At 72.8% G+C, this 18480-nt stretch carries 14 protein-coding genes; 10 read left to right on the forward strand and 4 right to left on the reverse strand.

Annotated elements, in window-relative coordinates:
* Positions 1-166: 166 nt before the first annotated feature.
* Positions 167-2068 carry an adenosine deaminase gene (locus ACZ499_RS12300; RefSeq protein WP_468674257.1) on the forward strand — a complete coding sequence of 634 codons (1902 nt, stop codon included), beginning with the start codon at positions 167-169 and terminating at the stop codon, positions 2066-2068.
* Positions 2069-2123: 55 nt separating this feature from the next.
* Positions 2124-3233 carry a trypsin-like serine peptidase gene (locus ACZ499_RS12305; RefSeq protein ID WP_468674260.1) on the forward strand — a complete coding sequence of 370 codons (1110 nt, stop codon included), beginning with the start codon at positions 2124-2126 and terminating at the stop codon, positions 3231-3233.
* Between the two features lie 219 nt (positions 3234-3452).
* Here ACZ499_RS12305 and ACZ499_RS12310 read toward each other — a convergent pair whose 3' ends face one another.
* Positions 3453-4904 (reverse strand): multicopper oxidase family protein, encoded by a 1452-nt coding sequence (locus ACZ499_RS12310; protein ID WP_468674263.1) that lies wholly within the window; start codon positions 4902-4904, stop codon positions 3453-3455.
* 509 nt (positions 4905-5413) lie between these two features.
* On the opposite strand from ACZ499_RS12310, the gene ACZ499_RS12315 reads away from it, so the two are divergent.
* The 5 genes from ACZ499_RS12315 (at position 5414) to ACZ499_RS12335 (ending at position 9082) form a co-directional block, all read left to right on the forward strand.
* Positions 5414-5656: a hypothetical protein gene (locus tag ACZ499_RS12315; RefSeq protein WP_283144791.1), complete on the forward strand. Its 243-nt coding sequence runs from the start codon at positions 5414-5416 to the stop codon at positions 5654-5656.
* A 61-nt stretch (positions 5657-5717) separates the two neighbouring features.
* A complete protein-coding gene (locus ACZ499_RS12320) occupies positions 5718-6962 on the forward strand; it encodes a flotillin family protein (RefSeq protein ID WP_468674267.1) in 1245 nt (414 codons plus the stop codon).
* A 205-nt stretch (positions 6963-7167) separates the two neighbouring features.
* The gene (locus tag ACZ499_RS12325; protein WP_468404640.1) at positions 7168-7539 is read left to right on the forward strand and encodes a luciferase domain-containing protein; all 372 of its coding nucleotides are present in this window, start codon (positions 7168-7170) and stop codon (positions 7537-7539) included.
* A 156-nt stretch (positions 7540-7695) separates the two neighbouring features.
* Positions 7696-8331, forward strand: a complete 636-nt coding sequence (locus ACZ499_RS12330; RefSeq protein ID WP_468674270.1) for a hypothetical protein — start codon at positions 7696-7698, stop codon at positions 8329-8331.
* Positions 8332-8476: 145 nt separating this feature from the next.
* A complete protein-coding gene (locus tag ACZ499_RS12335) occupies positions 8477-9082 on the forward strand; it encodes a sigma-70 family RNA polymerase sigma factor (RefSeq protein ID WP_468674272.1) in 606 nt (201 codons plus the stop codon).
* Between the two features lie 58 nt (positions 9083-9140).
* Here ACZ499_RS12335 and meaB read toward each other — a convergent pair whose 3' ends face one another.
* Genes meaB through mutA form a run of 3 tightly spaced genes read right to left on the reverse strand, consistent with a single transcriptional unit; the run spans position 9141 to position 14185 of the window.
* On the reverse strand, positions 9141-10142 hold the full coding sequence (gene meaB / locus ACZ499_RS12340) for a methylmalonyl Co-A mutase-associated GTPase MeaB (RefSeq protein WP_468674275.1): 1002 nt from the start codon (positions 10140-10142) through the stop codon (positions 9141-9143).
* Positions 10143-10148: 6 nt separating this feature from the next.
* The gene (scpA, locus tag ACZ499_RS12345) at positions 10149-12338 is read right to left on the reverse strand and encodes a methylmalonyl-CoA mutase (protein ID WP_468674278.1); all 2190 of its coding nucleotides are present in this window, start codon (positions 12336-12338) and stop codon (positions 10149-10151) included.
* Complete coding sequence (gene mutA, locus ACZ499_RS12350) at positions 12335-14185, reverse strand: methylmalonyl-CoA mutase small subunit (RefSeq protein WP_468674280.1); 1851 nt, start codon at positions 14183-14185, stop codon at positions 12335-12337. The genes scpA and mutA overlap by 4 nt, the downstream gene beginning before the upstream one ends.
* Positions 14186-14456: 271 nt before the next feature.
* Here mutA and ACZ499_RS12355 point away from each other — a divergent pair, with 271 nt between their 5' ends.
* The 3 genes from ACZ499_RS12355 to ACZ499_RS12365 are packed head-to-tail and all read left to right on the forward strand — an operon-like array spanning position 14457 to position 18369.
* On the forward strand, positions 14457-15143 hold the full coding sequence (locus ACZ499_RS12355; RefSeq protein WP_468404858.1) for a FadR/GntR family transcriptional regulator: 687 nt from the start codon (positions 14457-14459) through the stop codon (positions 15141-15143).
* Complete coding sequence (locus tag ACZ499_RS12360) at positions 15140-16528, forward strand: hypothetical protein (RefSeq protein WP_468674282.1); 1389 nt, start codon at positions 15140-15142, stop codon at positions 16526-16528. Before ACZ499_RS12355 ends, ACZ499_RS12360 begins: the two co-directional genes overlap by 4 nt.
* Positions 16525-18369, forward strand: a complete 1845-nt coding sequence (locus ACZ499_RS12365) for a GMC family oxidoreductase (protein ID WP_468674284.1) — start codon at positions 16525-16527, stop codon at positions 18367-18369. The genes ACZ499_RS12360 and ACZ499_RS12365 overlap by 4 nt, the downstream gene beginning before the upstream one ends.
* Positions 18370-18480 lie beyond the last annotated feature (111 nt).

Below are 18480 nucleotides of genomic sequence, written 5' to 3' on the forward strand. Positions count from 1 at the left end.
TTCGGCGGGGAACGCGGATCACCGTAGTCACTGCCGGGCTCCCCGGCGCGGGACGACCGCCGCGTGTCGGCCACACGGGGGCCTGCCGTGCGCGCGTCGGGCGGTTCCGGTGTGCCCCGTAGTGAGTATGGGCCGGGAGGGTGGAGGGAAGGGAGAGGGACAGGCCATGGAGAAGAAACTGCGGCTGCGGTGGTCGGTGCTGGCCGGGGCGACCGCGCTCGGGCTGGCCGTGAGCGTGCTGCCGGTGGCGGCGGTCGCCGGGCCGGGCCGCGTTGGCGTCGCGGGCGGGACCGAACAGAGTGGCATTGAACAGATCGGGGCCGATCAGAGCCGCAGCGAACAGAGCCAGGTCGACCCGAGTCAGGCCGGGCTGCGTCAGGTCGACCCGAGTCAGGCCGGGCTGCGTCAGGCCGACCCGAGCCAGTCCGACCCGGCCCGGGTCGACCCAGGCCAGGCCCACTCGCCCCGGGTCGACCTGAGCCAGGCCCACTCGCCCCAGGCCCACTCGCCCCAGGCCCACTCGCCCCAGGCCCACTCACCCCGGCCCGACCTGAGCCAGGCCCACCCGCACCAGGCCCAACCAATCCACCCCCAACATCACTTGGCGCCCGCCACCGGCACCCCCGCCTACCTCGCCCGCCTCCTACGGGACCTCCCCAAGGGTGGTGACCTGCATCATCACCTCGGCGGTGCCGTCCGCGCGGAGTCGCTCATCGGGTACGCCGCCCGTGACCGCAAGTGCGTGGACGCCACCACGTACGTCGTCACCCCCGGACCCCAGCCGTGCGGCCCCGGACAGCGGCCCGCCCAGGACGCCACACGTCCCGGGCCGTTCCGCCGCGAGGTCGTCCGGGCCTGGTCGATGCGCGGCTTCGTGCTGCCGCCCGACGGTGACCCGCAGCCCGGCCACGACCACTTCTTCGCCACCTTCGGGAAGTTCGCCGAGGCCGCGGCGGGCCACGACGCGGACATGCTGGCCGAGGTGGCCCGGGATGCCGCGCGGGAGCGGACCACGTACGTGGAGACGCTGGTGACCGTGGCGGCCGAGCCGCTCCGGCGGCTGGTCGACCGGGTGCATCCGGCGGACCCAGGGCCGTCCGGCCTGGCGGAGTTCCACGACGCCCTCACCCGGGACCCCCGGTTCCAGGAGATCGTTCAGCAGGCCGCGGCCGCCTACGACCAGAGCTTCACCGACTACCGCAAACTCCTCGGCTGCGACCGTGCGCCCGCGCCGCGCGGGTGCTCCGTCGTCATCCGCTTCGACTACCAGGTCGGCCGCGCCCAGGCCGCCCGCCATGTGTTCGCCCAGCAGATCCTCGGCTTCGAGCTCGCCCGCCGCCGGATCGGCCGGGTCGTCGGCGTCAACATGGTCCAGCCCGAGGACGCCCCGGTCGCCCTGCGGGACTACACCCTGCACATGAAGATGATCGGCTTCCTCAAGTCCCGGGCCCCGTCCGTGCACGTCAGCCTGCACGCCGGTGAGCTGGTCGAGGGCCTGAACGGGGTCAGTCGTCGCGATCTCGCCTTCCATATCGCCCAGGCCGTCGACGTGGCGGGCGCCGACCGCGTCGGACACGGTGTCGATCTCGTCCACGAGCGCGGCCACCAGGCCCTGGCGGCCCGGATGCGCAGGCGGCACGTCCTGGTCGAGGCACCCCTGATCAGCCATGCCCAGATCCTCCGGGTCGACGGCGACCGCCACCCCCTGCACACCTATCTCGATGCCGGGGTGCCCCTCGCGCTGGCCACCGACGACCCGGGCGTCAGCCGCAGCAGCCTCACCGATGTCTTCCAACTGGGCGTCACCGACCAGGGCCTGGGCATCGAGGAGCTGCGGACCTCCGCGCGTGCCTCGCTGGACCACGCCTTCGTCGAGGGGGCGAACCTGTGGCAGGAGCAGGACCGGTACGACAGCTTCGCCGCGCCCTGCCGGAGCGACACGCCCGACCCGGACCGGAGGCCCGGTGCCGTGTGCCGGACGTTCCTGGCCGCCAGCCCCAAGGCCGCCCTCCAGTGGCGGCTGGAGGCGGACTGGCGGGCGTTCGAGCGCCGCTGCGCACGCGACTGAGCACATCCGTTGAGCCTCAGGAGCACATGCGGATGATTCGGGCAGGATGTCGCTCATGAATCTTCTCCGACTGCGGCCAGGTTCCGGCTCCGGCCCAGGATCAGGGCTGGGCCTGAGCCTGGGCCTGAGCCTGGGGCTGCGGCTGGGGCTCAGCCTCACCGCCTCGGGGGCGCTCCTGCTGACAGGCGGGGCCCCTGCCGACGCGGCCCAGGCACCCGGCCCGGCGCCCGATGTGACGTCCCGTACGGGCGAGGGGGCCGCTCCCGGCGACGACGGCTGGTCGGACGCCGACGTCCTCGGCTTCTGGACCCCGGGGCGCATCTCCTCCGCCACCGACCCCGGACACCCCGACTCGGACGGCGCCCCGGCCGGTACGCCCGGGCCCCCGGCCTCCGTGCCCGGCATGCCGAGCGCCGAGCACATCCCCGGGATCGCCTCCGTCGGCGTGCTGTTCACCTCCGCGGGCCCGGACCCGACGACCGGCGAGATGCGCGCGCACAAGTGCTCGGCGAGCGTGGTGGAGAGCGGTGGCCACGACCTGATTCTGACTGCGGGCCACTGTGCGGGCGGGCGGGCCGTCTTCGTACCGCAGTACCGCTCGCGCAGTGGGCTGGCCGACCAGCCGTACGGGTTCTACCGGGTCACCGACTGGTTCGTGGACGACCAGTACGTCCGCAACAGCAAGGGGGCCGTCTCCGACCTGGACTACTCCTTCGCCCGGCTGGCGCCGTCGGCCGACGGCAGGGACGTACAGGACGTCGTGGGGGCCAACCACCTCGTCCGAACGCCCGGTTACCGTCAAAACGTGACGATGCTCGGCTATCCCCGGGTGGGGCGCAATCCGGCGGACCGGCCGGTGCGCTGCGCGGCGCGGTCGGGGCCGCTGTCCGGGTTCCGGCAGATGCGGGTCGTGTGCGCCGGGATGTGGGGCGGGGTCTCCGGCGGGCCGTGGTTCTCGGACGTCGACTGGGACGCCGGCACCGGCGTGATCATCGGGAACGTCGGCGGCTACCACGGCGGCGGTATGGACGTGCCGGAGTCCGATCCCCGGTACAACCAGATCACCTACAGCCCCGTCTACGGCGACCGCTTCTTCCGGCTCTACGCCGACGCCCAGAACGGCAGACGGCCGCACTACGGCTCGTACCGCCAACCCAAGTCGTAGAACGCCGGGGTGGGCGGACGGCGGGCGGATCCGGTGAACCGGTCCGCCCGCCGCCCTGACCGCGCCGCGGCCCGCTGCCATGGGTACCCTCCGGGCTGCCTGGCGGGGGCGCAGGAGCCAGCAGGGGGCGGGGTCGCGACACGGCCGTACCAGGGGCGGGCGGGGACGCCCCGGGAGGATTCCCGGAGTGCCCCCGCCGCTGGGTGACGGGCGTCGGACTCAGACGACTTCCATCGTCGCCATCATGCCCATCGCCGCGTGGTCGAACATGTGGCAGTGGTAGACGTACTTGCCGCGGTAGCCGGTGAAGGTGGCCTGCACCTTCACCTTCTCGCCCGGCATCAGCCGGACCGTGTCCTTGAGCCCGGACTCGGGCCCGGACGTCACCGGCACGCCGTTGCGCTCCAGCACCCGGAACTGGACCAGGTGGATGTGGAAGTTGTGCGGCACCCGCTGGTTGACGTTGCTGACCGTCCACACCTCGGTGTCGCCGTACTTGATGGTGTTGTCGACGCGGTTGCCGTCGTACACCTTCTCGTCGATGTACCCCATGCCGTCCGCGACGCCCTCGTCCACGCGCAGGACGACGTTGCGGTTGACCGTCGGCGTCGGCAGCGCGGGCAGGGTGCGCAGCTTCGCCGGGACGCGGCTGTAGTCCGCGGCCTTGCGGGTCACCCGGAACTGGAGCACCGGCGTGGGGGGCACGCCCACGGGCACGTTCTCCGTGTTGACGATCTGCAGGGTGGTGCCCACCGGGTACTTGGAGAAGTCGATGACGACGTCGGCGCGCTCGCCGGCGGTCAGCGAGATCGTGTCGGTGGTCACCGGGGCCTCCAGCAGGCCGCCGTCCCCACCGATCTGCTGGACGGTCGAGCCGTCCGACAGCTTCAGGGTGAAGAACCGCATGTTGGCCGTGTTGTACAGCCGGAAGCGGTACTTGCGCGCCGCGACCTCGAAGTACGGCCACGCCTTGCCGTTGGCGAGGATGACGTTGCGGCCCCGGAAGTCGTTCATCTGGTAGACGAGCTGCCCGTTGTCGTCGAAGCGGGCGTCGCGGATGGCGATCGGGACGTCGTACGCGCCCGAGGGCAGCCCAAGCGCCTTCTCCGGCAGGTCCATCAGCGTGTAGAAGCCGGTCAGACCGCGGAAGACGTTCTCCGACTCGACGTGGTGCGCGTGGTCGTGGAACCACAGGTTCGCGTTGGGCTGGCTGTTCGGGTACGTGTAGGTCTTCTCGCCGCCCGGCTGGATGAGGTCCATCGGCGTGCCGTCGCTGGACTCCGGGACGTGGCCGCCGTGCAGATGGATCGAGGTCGGCGTCGGCAGGTCGTTCTTCTGCGTCACCACCACGCGGTGGCCCGAACAGGCCTTGATCCACGGGCCGGGAAAGTGGCCGTCGAAGGTGCGGACGGTCGTCTGCCTGCCCGGGATGATCTCGGTCTGGACCTCTTTCATCTCAAAGCTGTAGTACGACGTCGTGCCCGATATGCGGTCCGGCTTCAGGGTCTCCGGGACCGGCATCTCCAGGGCGAACTTGGGGATGGTGGTCGGGTCGATGTCGGTGGCCTGAGCCTGCGCCTCGCTGCTCAGGGCCGGAATCAGCAGTCCCGCGCCCCCCACGGCACCGGTGAGCGCGACGCCGGCCTTCATCGCATTTCTGCGTGTGATCATCAAGAACTCTCCCAGCGAGACATGCTGAGGACGCCCCCGCGGCGTCCTGGCAGTGATCGTGCGGGCGGCGTGCAGGCACTCCCGCAGGCGCCGCCGGCCTGTCACGCGGTCCGGCGAGTGGATCGGCTCGCCGCCGCCTGACCGGCAGTCCCGGGGAACAGCCCCACCTGGTTCATGAAGCTCGGCCTCGGGGTGTCGCATGGTGCTTCGGCGCCCTTCCGGGGTGGGGCCCGGCGTGACGCAGTAGATCTTGTCTTCCAGTCTCCCGGTGGCACTCTGGCCGAACAAGACACTCTGGTTTCAGGGTTGTGTCAGATTTCGCAAATAACTTGCCGGTTGTGTAGGGGCTCTGGCATCCGAACGTCAGACTCCGTCAGGCACCCGAGATGGGCTGCCCGGGGGGCGGGGAGCTATCGTCAGAAGTCCGGATCGGTCGCGCGTCCGGAACATGTGGGCGGCCCCGGACCGTAGAGGGCCGGTTCCGCGGTGACAAGGGGGGCGGTCCAGCCATGGAGCAGGACGATGCCGTGATCGGCTGCACCGGCGAAGTGCTGATCGGAACCCGTGGTTCCGGCGGCCCCGGCGAGGTCCTGGTACGGGTCCGCGGTGGCTCGGAGACGTTCCTCGCCTGGTCCGAGGAGCCGTTGCCGCGCGGGGCGAGGGTCCTCGTCGTGGAGTCCCGTGGCACGCGTCAGGTCGACGTCATCGAGTGGGCCGACCCGCTGGACGAACTGGGCCTCGGCACCGGCTGAATCCGCCCGGCCCCTCGGGACCGCTCATCAGCACATCAGGCAACAGACAAGGGAGACCCAGATGTTCGGTTACCGCGTGCCCGCCCCGGACGAGGCGATGCTCATCTCGGGCGGCAGACGAGGCCTCGGGGGAGCGCCGTTCCGGGTCGTGACGGGGCACGGCAAGTTCGTGCTCCCCGTCTTCCGCAAGACGCGGTTCCTGACTCTCGCGATGTGCGAGGCCGAGGTCACCGAGACCTGTGTGACCAAGCAGGGCATCGCGCTCACCGTACGGGCCGTCATCGCCTTCAAGGTCGGCAACGACGACGAGAGCATCGTCAACGCCGGTCAGCGCTTCCTCTCCGACCAGGACCAGATGTCGGTGCTCACCGGCCGGATCTTCGCCGGTCATCTGCGGGCGATCATCGGCTCGATGACCGTCGAGGAGATCGTGACCGAGCGCCAGAAGCTGGCCGCCGAGGTCCTGGACACCTCCAAGTCGGAGATGGCGAAGATCGGCCTGATCGTCGACTCGCTCCAGATCCAGTCGATCGACGACGGCGACACCGGCTACATCGAGGCGATGTCGGCCCCGCACAAGGCGGCCATCCAGCGCCAGGCCCAGATCGCCCAGGCGCAGGCCACCCAGGCCTCGGTCGAGGCCGAGCAGGTGGCGGCGCGCAACCAGGCCGAATACGCCCGCCAGACCGCCGTCGTCAAGGCCGAGTACTCGGCCGAGGTCGACCGTGCCCAGGCCAAGGCCGCCCAGGCCGGCCCGCTCGCCCAGGCGCACGCCCAGCAGGAGGTGCTCGCGGCCCAGACCGAACTGGCGCTGCGCCAGGCCAAGCTGCGCCAGCAGCAGCTGGTGGCCGAGATCGTCAAGCCCGCCGAGGCGGAGGCCGAGCGGATCAGGGTGCTGGCCGTGGCCGAGGCCGAGCGGATGAAGATCCAGGCCGAGGCGGCCGCCTCGTACGACCGGGTCGCGCTCGACCGGATGCTGATCGACCAACTGCCGCAGATCGTCAAGGAGGCAGCGGGAGGTCTCGCGGGCGCCAACGTCAACGTGCTCAACGGGGCCGACGGCCTGGGCGAGATCGCGGCGGGCCTGGTCGGCCAGGGCCTGACGATCCTCGACTCCGTACGGCAGAACCTGAGCGGATCCGGCCAGGGCCAGGACCGGCGCCACGGCTCCGCCGAGGGAAGCGGTCTGCTGGAGCTGCAGAGTTACCTCGGTGCGCCCGGGAAGCCCGCGCGGGGAGAGGGAGAAGGGTCGGCCGAGGGCACCTCGCAGGCCAGGACCGGCGACGGTCCGGTCACCCTGGACTGAATCCGGCCATCGCGGTTCGGGCACGGATTGGTCAAGCGGCCCGGGAGAAGCGTGATAGGGGGTGTCCTGCGGGTGAATCGTGCGCGAGGATGGGGTTATGACCGCGGCCCATCGCGCCATGGCTCAGTTGGAGACATGGCCGAATCTGGTAAGTGGCCCGCCCCGGTGCGCCGTTGGGCAAGCCTTCCGCACGACGGAGTACGAGGTGGTGCACTTCCACTCCGACTACGCCGCCGATCTGCATCTCACCCACACGGCGATAGAGCGGCTGCTGCCCGAGCTCCGGCGCAGCACCGCGATCCGGGTGACGCCCGGATCCGCCTGGCTCACCGTGCTCCTCGACTGCGACGCGGACGTCGAACTGCTGCTCAGTCTGATCAGTGTGGCGCTGAAGGCGCAGGGCGACGCCCGTCAGTGCCAACCCGGGCCGCCGTGCGAGTGGTACGGCTCGGCCGCGCCCTCGCCGCGCGCCACGGTCGGGGTCGGGGCGGCGCCCGTAGCCACCCCCCACGGTCTGGTCCCCGCCGCCCGGCGGGCGATGGGCCGCCTCATCCCGCACGGCCACCGGCCGGGCTGACACCCCTGGGCTCCCCCCAGTAGTCGGCGCGAACAGGCACCGGGTTCCGGCGCGTTGGTGTGGGGTGGATCACGCATGTTTTCAGGGTGGAATCGGCGGATCAATGTGCGAACCCGCCGGTGAAATGCCTGGTGCGGATGCGAGGATGAGCGCGCCATGACTGCCGGAGACGCTTGCCGCACTGTGCGGGCCGCGATGTTCGCGGCCCTCTGCGTGCTGCTCACCGCGCTCGGGCACGCCCTCATGTCCCAGGCTCCGGTGCCCTGGTGGGCGCTGGGGTGCGGGTTCGTCGCGACCGGCGCCACGGCGTGGGCCCTGGCGGGGCGCGAGCGCGGGTTCGGGCCGGTCGTGGCCGTCGCCGTGGGGGCGCAGGCGGTGCTGCACGAGCTGTTCTCGTGGGCCCAGGCCACCGCGCGCCCGGCCGTGCCACCCATGGACATGCCGATGAGCGGGATGTCCACGGGTCATATGAGCCATATGGGTTCCATGGGCCACGACATGACCGGTACGCCCCTGGGGATGTCCTCCACCGGCATGCTCGCCGCCCACCTGCTCGCCGCGCTGCTGTGCGGCCTGTGGCTCGCGCACGGTGAGCGCGCAGCCTTCCGGGTCCTGCGGGCCTTCGCAGGCTGGCTCTTCGCCCCGCTGCGGCTGACCCCGCTCTCGGCCGCGCCGCCGCGGCCCCCGCGCCTGCGCGCCCGCCGCGATCGTACGGTCCGCTCGCCCCGGCAGCTCTTCCTCGTCCACGCGATCACCTCACGGGGTCCGCCCGCCGGGACCGCTGTCGTCTGACGACAGCAGGTTCCCCGCGGCGTCCCCGGAGTCCTCTCCGGCGCCCCGGGCATCGGCCGCACACCTTCGTGCCGCCGTACCCCTTCACCGGACCCGCCCGCCTCGCGGGCCGGTCCGGATCCCGGATTCCCGAGAAGGACATCAGGTGATCACTCCTGCCCTGCCCCGCTCGCGTGACGAGTCGACGGACCAGGCGATAACGGCCTGGGCGCTCGCCGCCCGCACGGGCGACCCCGAAGCCGTCGAGCACTTCGTCCGCGCGCTCCACCGTGACGTACGCCGTTACGTCACCTACCTCGGCGCCGACCCGCAGGCCGCCGAGGATCTGACCCAGGACACCTTCCTGCGGGCCCTCGGCAGCCTGCACCGCTTCGAAGGCCGCTCCTCCGCCCGCACCTGGCTGCTCTCGATCGCCCGCCGCGCAGTGATCGACAACCTGCGGTACACCGCCGCGCGGCCGCGGGTGTCCGACACCGACGACTGGCAGTCGGCCGCCGAGCGGGCCCAGCCCCGGGGGCTGCCCGGGTTCGACGACGGGGTGGCCCTCGCCGACCTCCTCGCGGCGCTCCCGGACGAGCGCCGGGAGGCCTTCGTCCTCACCCAGCTCCTCGGGCTGCCCTACGCGGACGCGGCCCATGTCAGCAACTGCCCCGTGGGGACGGTGCGCTCCCGGGTGGCCCGGGCCCGTCAGGCGCTGATCGAGCGGCTGCACGCCGCCGAGGGCGCCGAGCTCGCGGCCGTCCCGGCCTGAGCGACACGGAAGGCCCGGACCGTGTGCGGTCCGGGCCTTCCCGTTACGGGCGGTACGGTCACGCGCCCTCCGGCGCCCCCGGCTCCCCCTGGAACGCGCTCAGGATCCGCTCCGCCGCCAGCGTCGGTGTCAGCTCGCCGTCGCGGACGCGCCGCTCAAGGGCGGGGGCGAGGTCGCGTACCGCCGGATGGGAGCGCAGCCGGTCCAGCAGCTCGTCCTGGACCATCGTCCACGTCCAGTCGACCTGCTGGTCACGGCGTTTGGCGGCGAGGCGCCCGGTGGAGTCGAGGAGCGTGCGGTGCTGGTCGATGCGCTCCCAGACGGTGTCCAGGCCGCTGGACTCGCGGGCGCTGCAGCACAGCACCGGAGGGGTCCAGGCCGCGTCGACCGGGTGCATCAGGCGCAGCGCGCCCGCCAGTTCGCGCGCTGCCGACTTCGCGTCGCGCTCGTGCGGCCCGTCCGCCTTGTTCACGGCGATCACGTCCGCCAGCTCCAGGACGCCCTTCTTGATGCCCTGGAGCTGGTCGCCCGTACGCGCGAGGGTGAGCAGCAGGAACGAGTCGACCATGTCGGCGACCGTCGTCTCGGACTGGCCGACGCCGACGGTCTCCACCAGGACGACGTCATAGCCCGCCGCCTCCATCACCACCATGGACTCGCGGGTCGCCTTGGCGACGCCGCCCAGGGTGCCCGCGCTCGGCGAGGGCCGCACGAACGCCGCCGGGTCCACCGCGAGCCGCTCCATCCGCGTCTTGTCGCCGAGGATGGAGCCGCCGGTACGGGTGGAGGACGGGTCGACGGCGAGCACCGCCACCCGGTGGCCGAGGCCCGTCAGCATCGTGCCGAAGGCGTCGATGAAGGTGGACTTGCCCACCCCCGGCACCCCGCTGATGCCGATCCGCCGGGCGTTCCCGGCGTGCGGCAGCAGCTCGGTGAGGAGCTGCTGGGCGAGCGTGCGGTGGTCGGGGCGGGTGGACTCGACGAGGGTGATCGCGCGGGCGACGAACGCCCGCTTCCCGTCGAGCACACCCTTGACATAGCTGTCGAGATCGATGCGCACGGGCGGCTACAGCTCGTCGTGGCCCAGCGCCGCGCCGAGCCGCGTCACCAGGTCGTACGCCGCGTCCGGGATGACCGTCCCCGGCGGGAAGACCGCCGCGGCGCCCATCTCCAGGAGGGTCGGGACGTCCTGCGGCGGGATGACACCGCCGACGACGACCATGATGTCCTCCCGGCCCTCGGCGGCCAGCTCCTCGCGGAGCGCCGGTACGAGGGTGAGGTGACCGGCGGCCAGCGACGACACACCGACGATGTGCACGTCCGCCTCTACCGCCTGCCGGGCCACCTCGCCCGGCGTCTGGAACAGCGGGCCCACGTCGACGTCGAAGCCGAGGTCGGCGAAGGCGGTGGCGATCACCTTCTGGCCCCGGTCGTGCCCGTCCTGCCCCATCTTGGCGACCAGGATGCGCGGACGGCGGCCCTCCGCCTCGTCGAAGCGGTCCACGAGCGCCCGGGTGCGCTCCACGGAGGGGGACTCGCCTGCCTCGTTGCGGTACACGCCGGAGATCGTACGGGTCTGCGCCGCGTGCCGTCCGTACACCTTCTCCAGGGCGTCCGAGATCTCGCCGACCGTCGACATGGCGCGTGCCGCGTTCACGGCCAGCTCAAGGAGGTTGCCGGTGCCGGATGCGGCGGCGTTCGTCAGCGCGCGCAGGGCGTCCTGGCAGACCGCCTCGTCGCGCTCCTCGCGCAGCCGCCGCAGCTTGGCGATCTGCTGGGCGCGCACCGAGGAGTTGTCGACCTTGAGCACGTCGATCTGCTCGTCGGTGTCCACCCGGTACTTGTTGACGCCGATCACCGGCTGGCGCCCGGAGTCGATGCGCGCCTGGGTGCGGGCGGCCGCCTCCTCGACGCGCAGCTTGGGGATGCCCGCGTCGATGGCCTGCGCCATGCCGCCGGCCGCCTCGACCTCCTCGATGTGCTGCCAGGCCCGCCGCGCCAGGTCGTAGGTGAGCTTCTCCACGTACGCGCTGCCGCCCCAGGGGTCGATGACCCGGCAGGTGCCCGACTCCTGCTGGATGAGCAGCTGGGTGTTGCGGGCGATGCGCGCCGAGAAGTCGGTCGGCAGGGCCAGCGCCTCGTCCAGGGCGTTGGTGTGCAGCGACTGGGTGTGGCCCTGGGTGGCGGCCATCGCCTCCACACAGGTGCGCGTGACGTTGTTGAACACGTCCTGTGCGGTCAGCGACCAGCCAGAGGTCTGCGAATGGGTGCGCAGCGAGAGGGACTTGGTGTTCTTCGGGTCGAACTGCTTGACCAGGCGCGCCCACAGCAGCCGGGCCGCCCGCATCTTCGCGATCTCCATGAAGAAGTTCATGCCGATCGCCCAGAAGAAGGAGAGTCTGGGCGCGAACGCGTCGACGTCCAGGCCCACTTCGATCCCGGCCCGCAGATACTCCACACCGTCCGCGAGCGTGTACGCCAGCTCCAGGTCGGCCGTCGCACCCGCTTCCTGGATGTGGTAGCCGGAGATGGAGATCGAGTTGTAGCGCGGCATCTTCTGCGAGGTGTACGCGAAGATGTCGGAGATGATCCGCATCGAGGGCTTGGGCGGGTAGATGTAGGTGTTGCGGACCATGAACTCCTTGAGGATGTCGTTCTGGATGGTCCCGGCCAGCTTCTCGGGCGGTACGCCCTGCTCCTCGGCCGCCACGATGTAGAGCGCGAGAACCGGCAGCACCGCGCCGTTCATCGTCATCGACACCGTCATCTTGTCCAGCGGGATGCCGTCGAAGAGCTGACGCATGTCGTAGATCGAGTCGATGGCCACGCCCGCCATGCCGACGTCACCGGTGACCCGCGGGTGGTCGCTGTCGTAGCCGCGGTGGGTCGGCAGGTCGAAGGCGACCGACAGGCCCTTCTGCCCGGCGGCGAGGTTGCGCCGGTAGAACGCGTTGGACTCCTCGGCCGTGGAGAACCCGGCGTACTGCCGGATCGTCCAGGGCTGGTTGACGTACATCGTCGGGTACGGGCCGCGCAGATACGGCGCCACGCCCGGGTACGTACCGAGGAAGTCCAGGCCCTCCAGGTCGCGCTCGGTGTAGAGCGGCTTGACCGCGATGCCCTCCGGGGTCTCCCACAGCAGATCGCCGTCGGCCTTCCCGGTGGACTCCTTCACGGCGGTGCGCCACTGGTCTTCGGAACCGTCGGCGCCGGCGCCCGGAGCCAGCGGCAGCTCCGAGAAGTCGGGGATCGTCATGACGCCACTCCCATGCGGTCGAGGGCGGAGGAGAGCAGGGCCACCGCGTCGCAGCCGGCGAAGACGTAGCTGTCGACACCGGTGAACTCGCCGCGGCCGGCGAGGTAGACATGCGTCGCGCCGGCCGACCTGAGGGCGGCGGCGACCGCCTCGGCCTGCTCGTCGTAGAGCGCGTCGCTTGAGCACAGGCACGCGACGGTGGCGCCGCTGGCGGCGAACGCCTCGGCGGCCGTGGCCGCGTCCACCGACACCGGGTCGTGCACCGGCTCGATGCCGCCTGCCTGGAACAGGTTGGAGGCGAAGGTCGCCCGGCCCGTGTGCGCGGCGGCCGGGCCGAGCGCGGCGAGGAAGACCCGCGGGCGGGTCCCGGTCGCGGCCAGCTGGGCGTCCGAGCGGGCGCGCAGCTCCTCGAACGCCTCGTCGCGGCGCACCTTCGGCAGTCCGCCCGAGGGCTCGGCGGGGGCCGCCTCGCGCTCGACGGCGCGCTCGGCGAGATGCGGGAACTCGCTGACGCCGGTGACCGGTTCGCGCCTCCGCGCCAGCTTCGCGCTGCGCTCGGCCCAGGTCGCGGCGAGCCGCTCGCGGATCAGCCCGGAGCGCAGCGCGGCGGCCTGGCCGCCCGCGCGCTCGATCGCCTGGAAGAACCCCCAGGCGCTGTGGGCGAGTTCGTCGGTGAGCCGCTCCACGTACCAGGAGCCGCCGGCCGGGTCGATCACCCGGGCCAGGTGCGACTCCTCCAGGAGGATCGAGGAGGTGTTGCGCGCGATGCGGCGCGCGAAGCCGTCCGGCAGGCCGAGCGAGTGGTCGAAGGGCAGCACGGTGACGGCGTCCGCGCCGCCGACGCCCGCACCCAGACAGGCCACCGTGGTGCGCAGCATGTTCACCCACGGGTCGCGGCGCGTCATCATCACCGGCGAGGTCACCGCGTGCTGGCGCTGCGCTCCGGCGGCGGGGGCCCCGCTCGCCTCGGCGACCCGCGCCCACAGCCGCCGCGCGGCGCGCAGCTTGGCGATGGTCAGGAACTGGTCGGCGCTCGCCGCGTAGCGGAACTCCAGCTGGGCGCAGGCCGCCTCGACGGACAGGCCCGCCTCGGTGAGCGCGCGCAGATAGGCGACACCGGTGGCCAGCGACGCACCGAGCTCCTCGGCGGCCGAGCCGCCGGCCTCGTGGTACGGCAGCGCGTCCACCGTGAGCGCGCGCAGCCGCGGGAACCGCTCGTCGCAGAGCCGGGCGAGCCCGGCCGCGGGCGCCACGTCCAGCGCCTCGCCGGTACGGGCCTCGTGGCCGAGCGGGTCGGCGCCGAGGCAGCCGCGCGCGGAGTCGGCGGGGACGCCGCGCTCCTCGTACAGGCGGAGCAACTCCCGTGCGGCGGGCTCGAAGTCGGCGCCCGCGTCGAGGACCACGGGTGCGAGGTCGAGGTAGACGCCGTCGAGGGCGCGGGCGAGTCCGGAGACCGGCACGCCGCCCCGGCCTACGGCCAGCCAGAGCGAGGTGACGCCGTTCTCAAGATCGGCCAGCACGGCCTCGTTGACCCGGGCGGGGTCGGTTCCGGCGTGGCGCTGTCGTACGCCCCAGCCGTCCGCCGCGTTGCCCTCGGCCCGGCTTCCCCGGACAAAGGGGGCAAAGCCCGGGTAACCGGCATCGGGCGCGGAGTCTCGCGCGGTGTACAGGGGGCGGGTGGTGAGCCCGTCCTCGACCGGGGTGGACAGTGCCTCCTCGGCAGCCGTGCCCGAGACATCTTTACCCGATTTGCGCAGCACGCCTTCCACGAGGCGCTGCCACTGCTCATGGGTTGCATCAGGGAACTCGGCGGCCAGCGAAAGCCCGTCGTCAGGCAGGACCGTCATGCTCAGATGCTAGGGCAGTGGCGCAAAGGTGCAGCAGGGGGAAGGGCTGTGACCTTGCCCTCTCCGGAACGCTCTTGATCCTTTATGGGCGGTGCCGTATCCGGCGCGGACACGGGGGCGCGTTCATGGCCGCAACGGTCCGTATCGCCTTCTCCGGACGTATCGCCCCCTCTCGTCGCGCACCTCTTGACGGTGTCGCAGCGCCACTGGTTCAGTGGCTCAGCCACTGAGCCACGCCGCGACCTTCGGCACCACCCTGGGGAGGGACTACGTGGAGACGCTGCCCCGCGAGACCATCGTCGACGTCCTGGAGAACCGGCTGCGCGAGGACATCCTCACCGGCCGCCATCCGGCGGGCAGCTATCTGCCGCCCGAGCGCAGCCTCGCCGACGGCTACGGCGTCACCCGCACCACCCTCAAGCACGCCTTCGGCCGACTGGTCCAGGCGGGACTCCTGGAGACCCGCCACGGCGTCGGCACCCGCGTCCGCGACTACGCGCGCCTGGGCGGCGCCGACCTGCTGCCGATGCTGGTGCGCCACAGCCCGGACTGGATCGGCGAGATCTTCGAGGTGCGCCGCAGCATCGGCGCGCTGATCGCCGAACGCGCGGCGGCCCGCTCCGACGACAGGGCCGTTGCCGAGCTGCGTCAACTCCTCGACGCCGTACGGGAGTCGCAGGGCGGCGACGCGGTGCAGCTGGCCGACGCCGAAGTGCACCGGGCGCTGGCCCGCGCCACCGGCAACCGGGTCTATGCGCTCCTCACCAACACCCTCTTCAACGCCTACCTTCCCGTACGGGCCGCGCTGGTGGGGCCGTTCACCGACCCGGAGGCGGCGTACGCGCGGCTCGCCCCGGTCGTCGAGGCGGTGGCGGCGTGCGACCCCCGGGCCGCGCATACGGCGGCGGACGCCTACCTGACCGCCACCGAGCGGATCATGCTGGAAGGCCTGGCATGAGCGGGCGGGGCACGGAGTTCCGGGAGACGCTGCTCGGCACGTTCCGGCTCGACGGCGAGGGCCGTACCCGTGCGGGCCGCCTCGACCTGCGGGCATCGGCGGACACCGTCCTGCGCCCGGCCGGGACGACGGAGGCCCGCCTCACCGGCCGGATCCGGATCGCGGGCTGGGCCGACGACCCCCACGCGGTGGGGGAGTTGGAGATCTCCCCGCTGACTCGCCGCCGCATCCGCTACCGCCTCGCCTTCACCGCGGACGGGCGCCGGCTGACCCTGGACGGCTGGAAGTCCGTCACACCGCTGCGCCCGGTCCGCTCGATGACGGTCCTGCCCTGCACCTTGTACGAGGAGGGCGAGCGGGTCGGCGTGGGCACCCTGCGCTTTCCCCTGGGCACCGGCCTGGCCCCCTTCCTGGCGAGCTTCCGCTTCCCGCGCCGCGAGGGCGCCGACGCTCTGGCCGCACCACGCTGGAAGGGCGAGCCCGGCCGTACCGAGGTCTGGTACACCACCGCGACCGACCCGGCCACCGGCGACGGCCTCTGGCTCCACCACGAACTGGTCGCGCCCACCGACGGCTCGGGCGGCTACGCCCACGGCTGGGTCGCGGTCTTCCCCAAGGACGGCCCGGTCGAGCACGCCCGCTTCGGTCCCGAGCCGTGGCAGGGCGACGCGGACGGCTTCAGCGCGGAAGACGTCTCGGTCCGGCCGGGCCGGCTGACCGGAATGGCGGGCGCGTTCACCTGGGACCTGACCGAACAGCCGCAGGACGCCCCGCTGTTCACCTTCCCGCGCTGGTCCTGGCGGCGCCCCCTGCTGCCCGCCGCCCAGATCCTCCCGGCCGCCCGCGCCTCGTACGACGGCACGGTCAGCCACGGCGGGCGCACCCTGACGCTGAAGGGCGCGCCGGGCGCGTCGGCCCGTATATACGGACACGGCAACGCCCGCCGCTGGTCCTGGCTGCACGCGGACCTCGGCGGCGGTGACGTCCTGGAGGTCGTCGCGGCGGTCTCGACGCGGCCCGTCCTGCGCGGCCTGCCACCGCTGGTCTTCCTGCGGCTGCGGCAGCGCGGGCGCACCTGGCCCCGGCGGGCCGAACGGGCGGCCGTGGGATGGGCAGGCGCGCGCCGTTTCCGGGCGGAGATCGGGCTGCCGGTGTGGACGGTGACCGGATGCTCCGGCCTGCGACGCATCCGGGTCGAGGTCACCCAGCCGGAGGCGCGCACCCTCACCCTTTCCTACACGGACCCCGACGGGAGCGAGGCCGTCTGCCGCAACAGCGAGGCGGCGGACGCGGTCGTACGCCTGGAGCGCTGGTGGGGGAGGTGGCGGCCGGAGGCCGAGTGGACGCTGGAGGGCACCGCCCACGCGGAGGTGGGCGGGCGATGAGCAACGACGGCACGCGGACCGTGTCCGGCCTGGTGGCCGCTCTGCTCGCCGACGACGGCACCCGGCCTTGGACGGCGAAGGTGCCGCTCAGGCTCGACAGCGTGCTCGCCTCGATGCCCGCGCCCGCCCGGGCGGGGCTGCGGGGCGCGGCGGCGGCCGTGGACGCGTACGCGGTCGCCCGGACGGGACGGCGGCTCGCCGCGCTGGGCTCCGAGGAGCGCGAACAGGTCATGGCGGCGCTCGGCGCACGCCCCGCCCTCGCCCCGGTCCTCGACCTCCTCAAGGTGCCGGTGCTGCTCGCAGCCGGGACGGAACGGCTGCTCCACGAGGGCGGGCGCGGGCCCCTGTTGGCGCCGCAGGACGATCCGCCGCTCGACTGCGTACCGGCCGAGGAATGGCCCGCGCGGACGACGGCCGACGCGGTGGTCATCGGGTCCGGCGCCGGGGGAGCGATGGCGGCGCGCACCCTCGCTCGGGCCGGGCTGCGCACGGTCGTCCTGGAGGAGGGACACCACCACACCACCGCGTCGTTCGGGCGCCGGCCCCCGCTCGACCGGTTCGCCGAGCTCTACCGCGACGGCGGGGCGACCGTCGCGGCCGGCCGCCCGCCGCTGCTGCTCCCTACCGGGCGGGCCGTCGGCGGCACGACCCTGGTCAACTCCGGTACGTGCTACCGCACTCCGGACCACGTCCTCGACCGCTGGCGCACCTCCTTCGGCTTCAGCCTCGCGGAAGGCATGCCGGGCCGTCTCGACGAGGTCGAACGGACACTGCGCGTCGCCCCGCAGCCCCTCGACGTGCTGGGCAACAACGGCCTGCTGGCGCTCACCGGCGCCGAGCGGCTCGGCTGGCGGGCCGCGCCCCTGCGCCGCAACGCCCCCGGCTGCAAGGGCTCCTGCCAGTGCGTGGTCGGCTGCCCGGCCGGCGCCAAGCAGAGCGTGCAGCTCTCGGTGCTGCCGGACGCGTGCGCGGCGGGGGCCCGGATCGTGACGGGCGCGCGGGTGCGGCGCATCCTGGTGGACGCCGACCGGCCGGGCGGGCCTCGGGCCGCCGGGGTACGGGTGCGGCGGGTCGACGGCACCGAGCTGGAGATCCTCAGCCCGCTGGTGGTGGTCGCGGCGGGCGCCCTCCAGTCCCCGCCGCTGCTGCGCCGCTCGGGCCTCGGCTCCCACCCGGGCGTGGGCCGCAACCTCAGCGTCCACCCGGCGACGAGCGTGGCGGGCCGTTTCCCGGAGCCGGTCACGGCCTGGGAGGGCGTGCTGCAGAGCGTCGGGGTGGAGGAACTGCACGGACAGGGCGTCCTCATCGAGGCGACGGCGACCCCGCCCGGCATGGGCAGCTTCGTCCTGCCGGGCGTGGGCCGCGAGCTGCGCCGCGAACTGGACGGCGCGGGTCATCTGGCCACGCTCGGCGCGATGATCGCGGACCGCCCTTCGGGCAGCGTCCACGGCCGCGACCGCACCCTGATCCGCTACGACCTCGACCCCCGCGACGCGGCCCGTCTCATGACGGCGGTACGGGCGATGGCCCAACTGCTGTTCGCGGCGGGCGCGGAGGAGGTGCTTACGGGGATTCCGAAGGCACCGAGGGTGCGGGGTCTGCGTGAGCTGGACGGGGTGCTGGCGGGGGTGACCGCTCGTCAACTCCACCTCTCCGCCTTCCATCCCACGGGAACGGTGGCCGGGGGCGCCGACCCGGCCCGCTTCCCGGCGGACGGGGAGGGGCGCCTGCGGGGCGTGGAGGGTGTCTTGATCGCGGATGGGTCGCTGCTGCCGGGGTGTCCGGAGGTGAATCCTCAGGTGAGTGTGATGGCGGGGGCGTTGGGGGTGGCGGGGGGCTGATTCCCCGCCCCCGCCCCCCGCCCCTTCCCGAAAGCCCTCTGGCGGGCGGCCGGGTGGGCTGAGACCTGCTCGCCGGGGGCGCAGCCCCGCCCCGGGGTCCGCGGGCGCAGC

It is taken from the genome of Streptomyces sp. NPDC031265, from assembly GCF_055570295.1.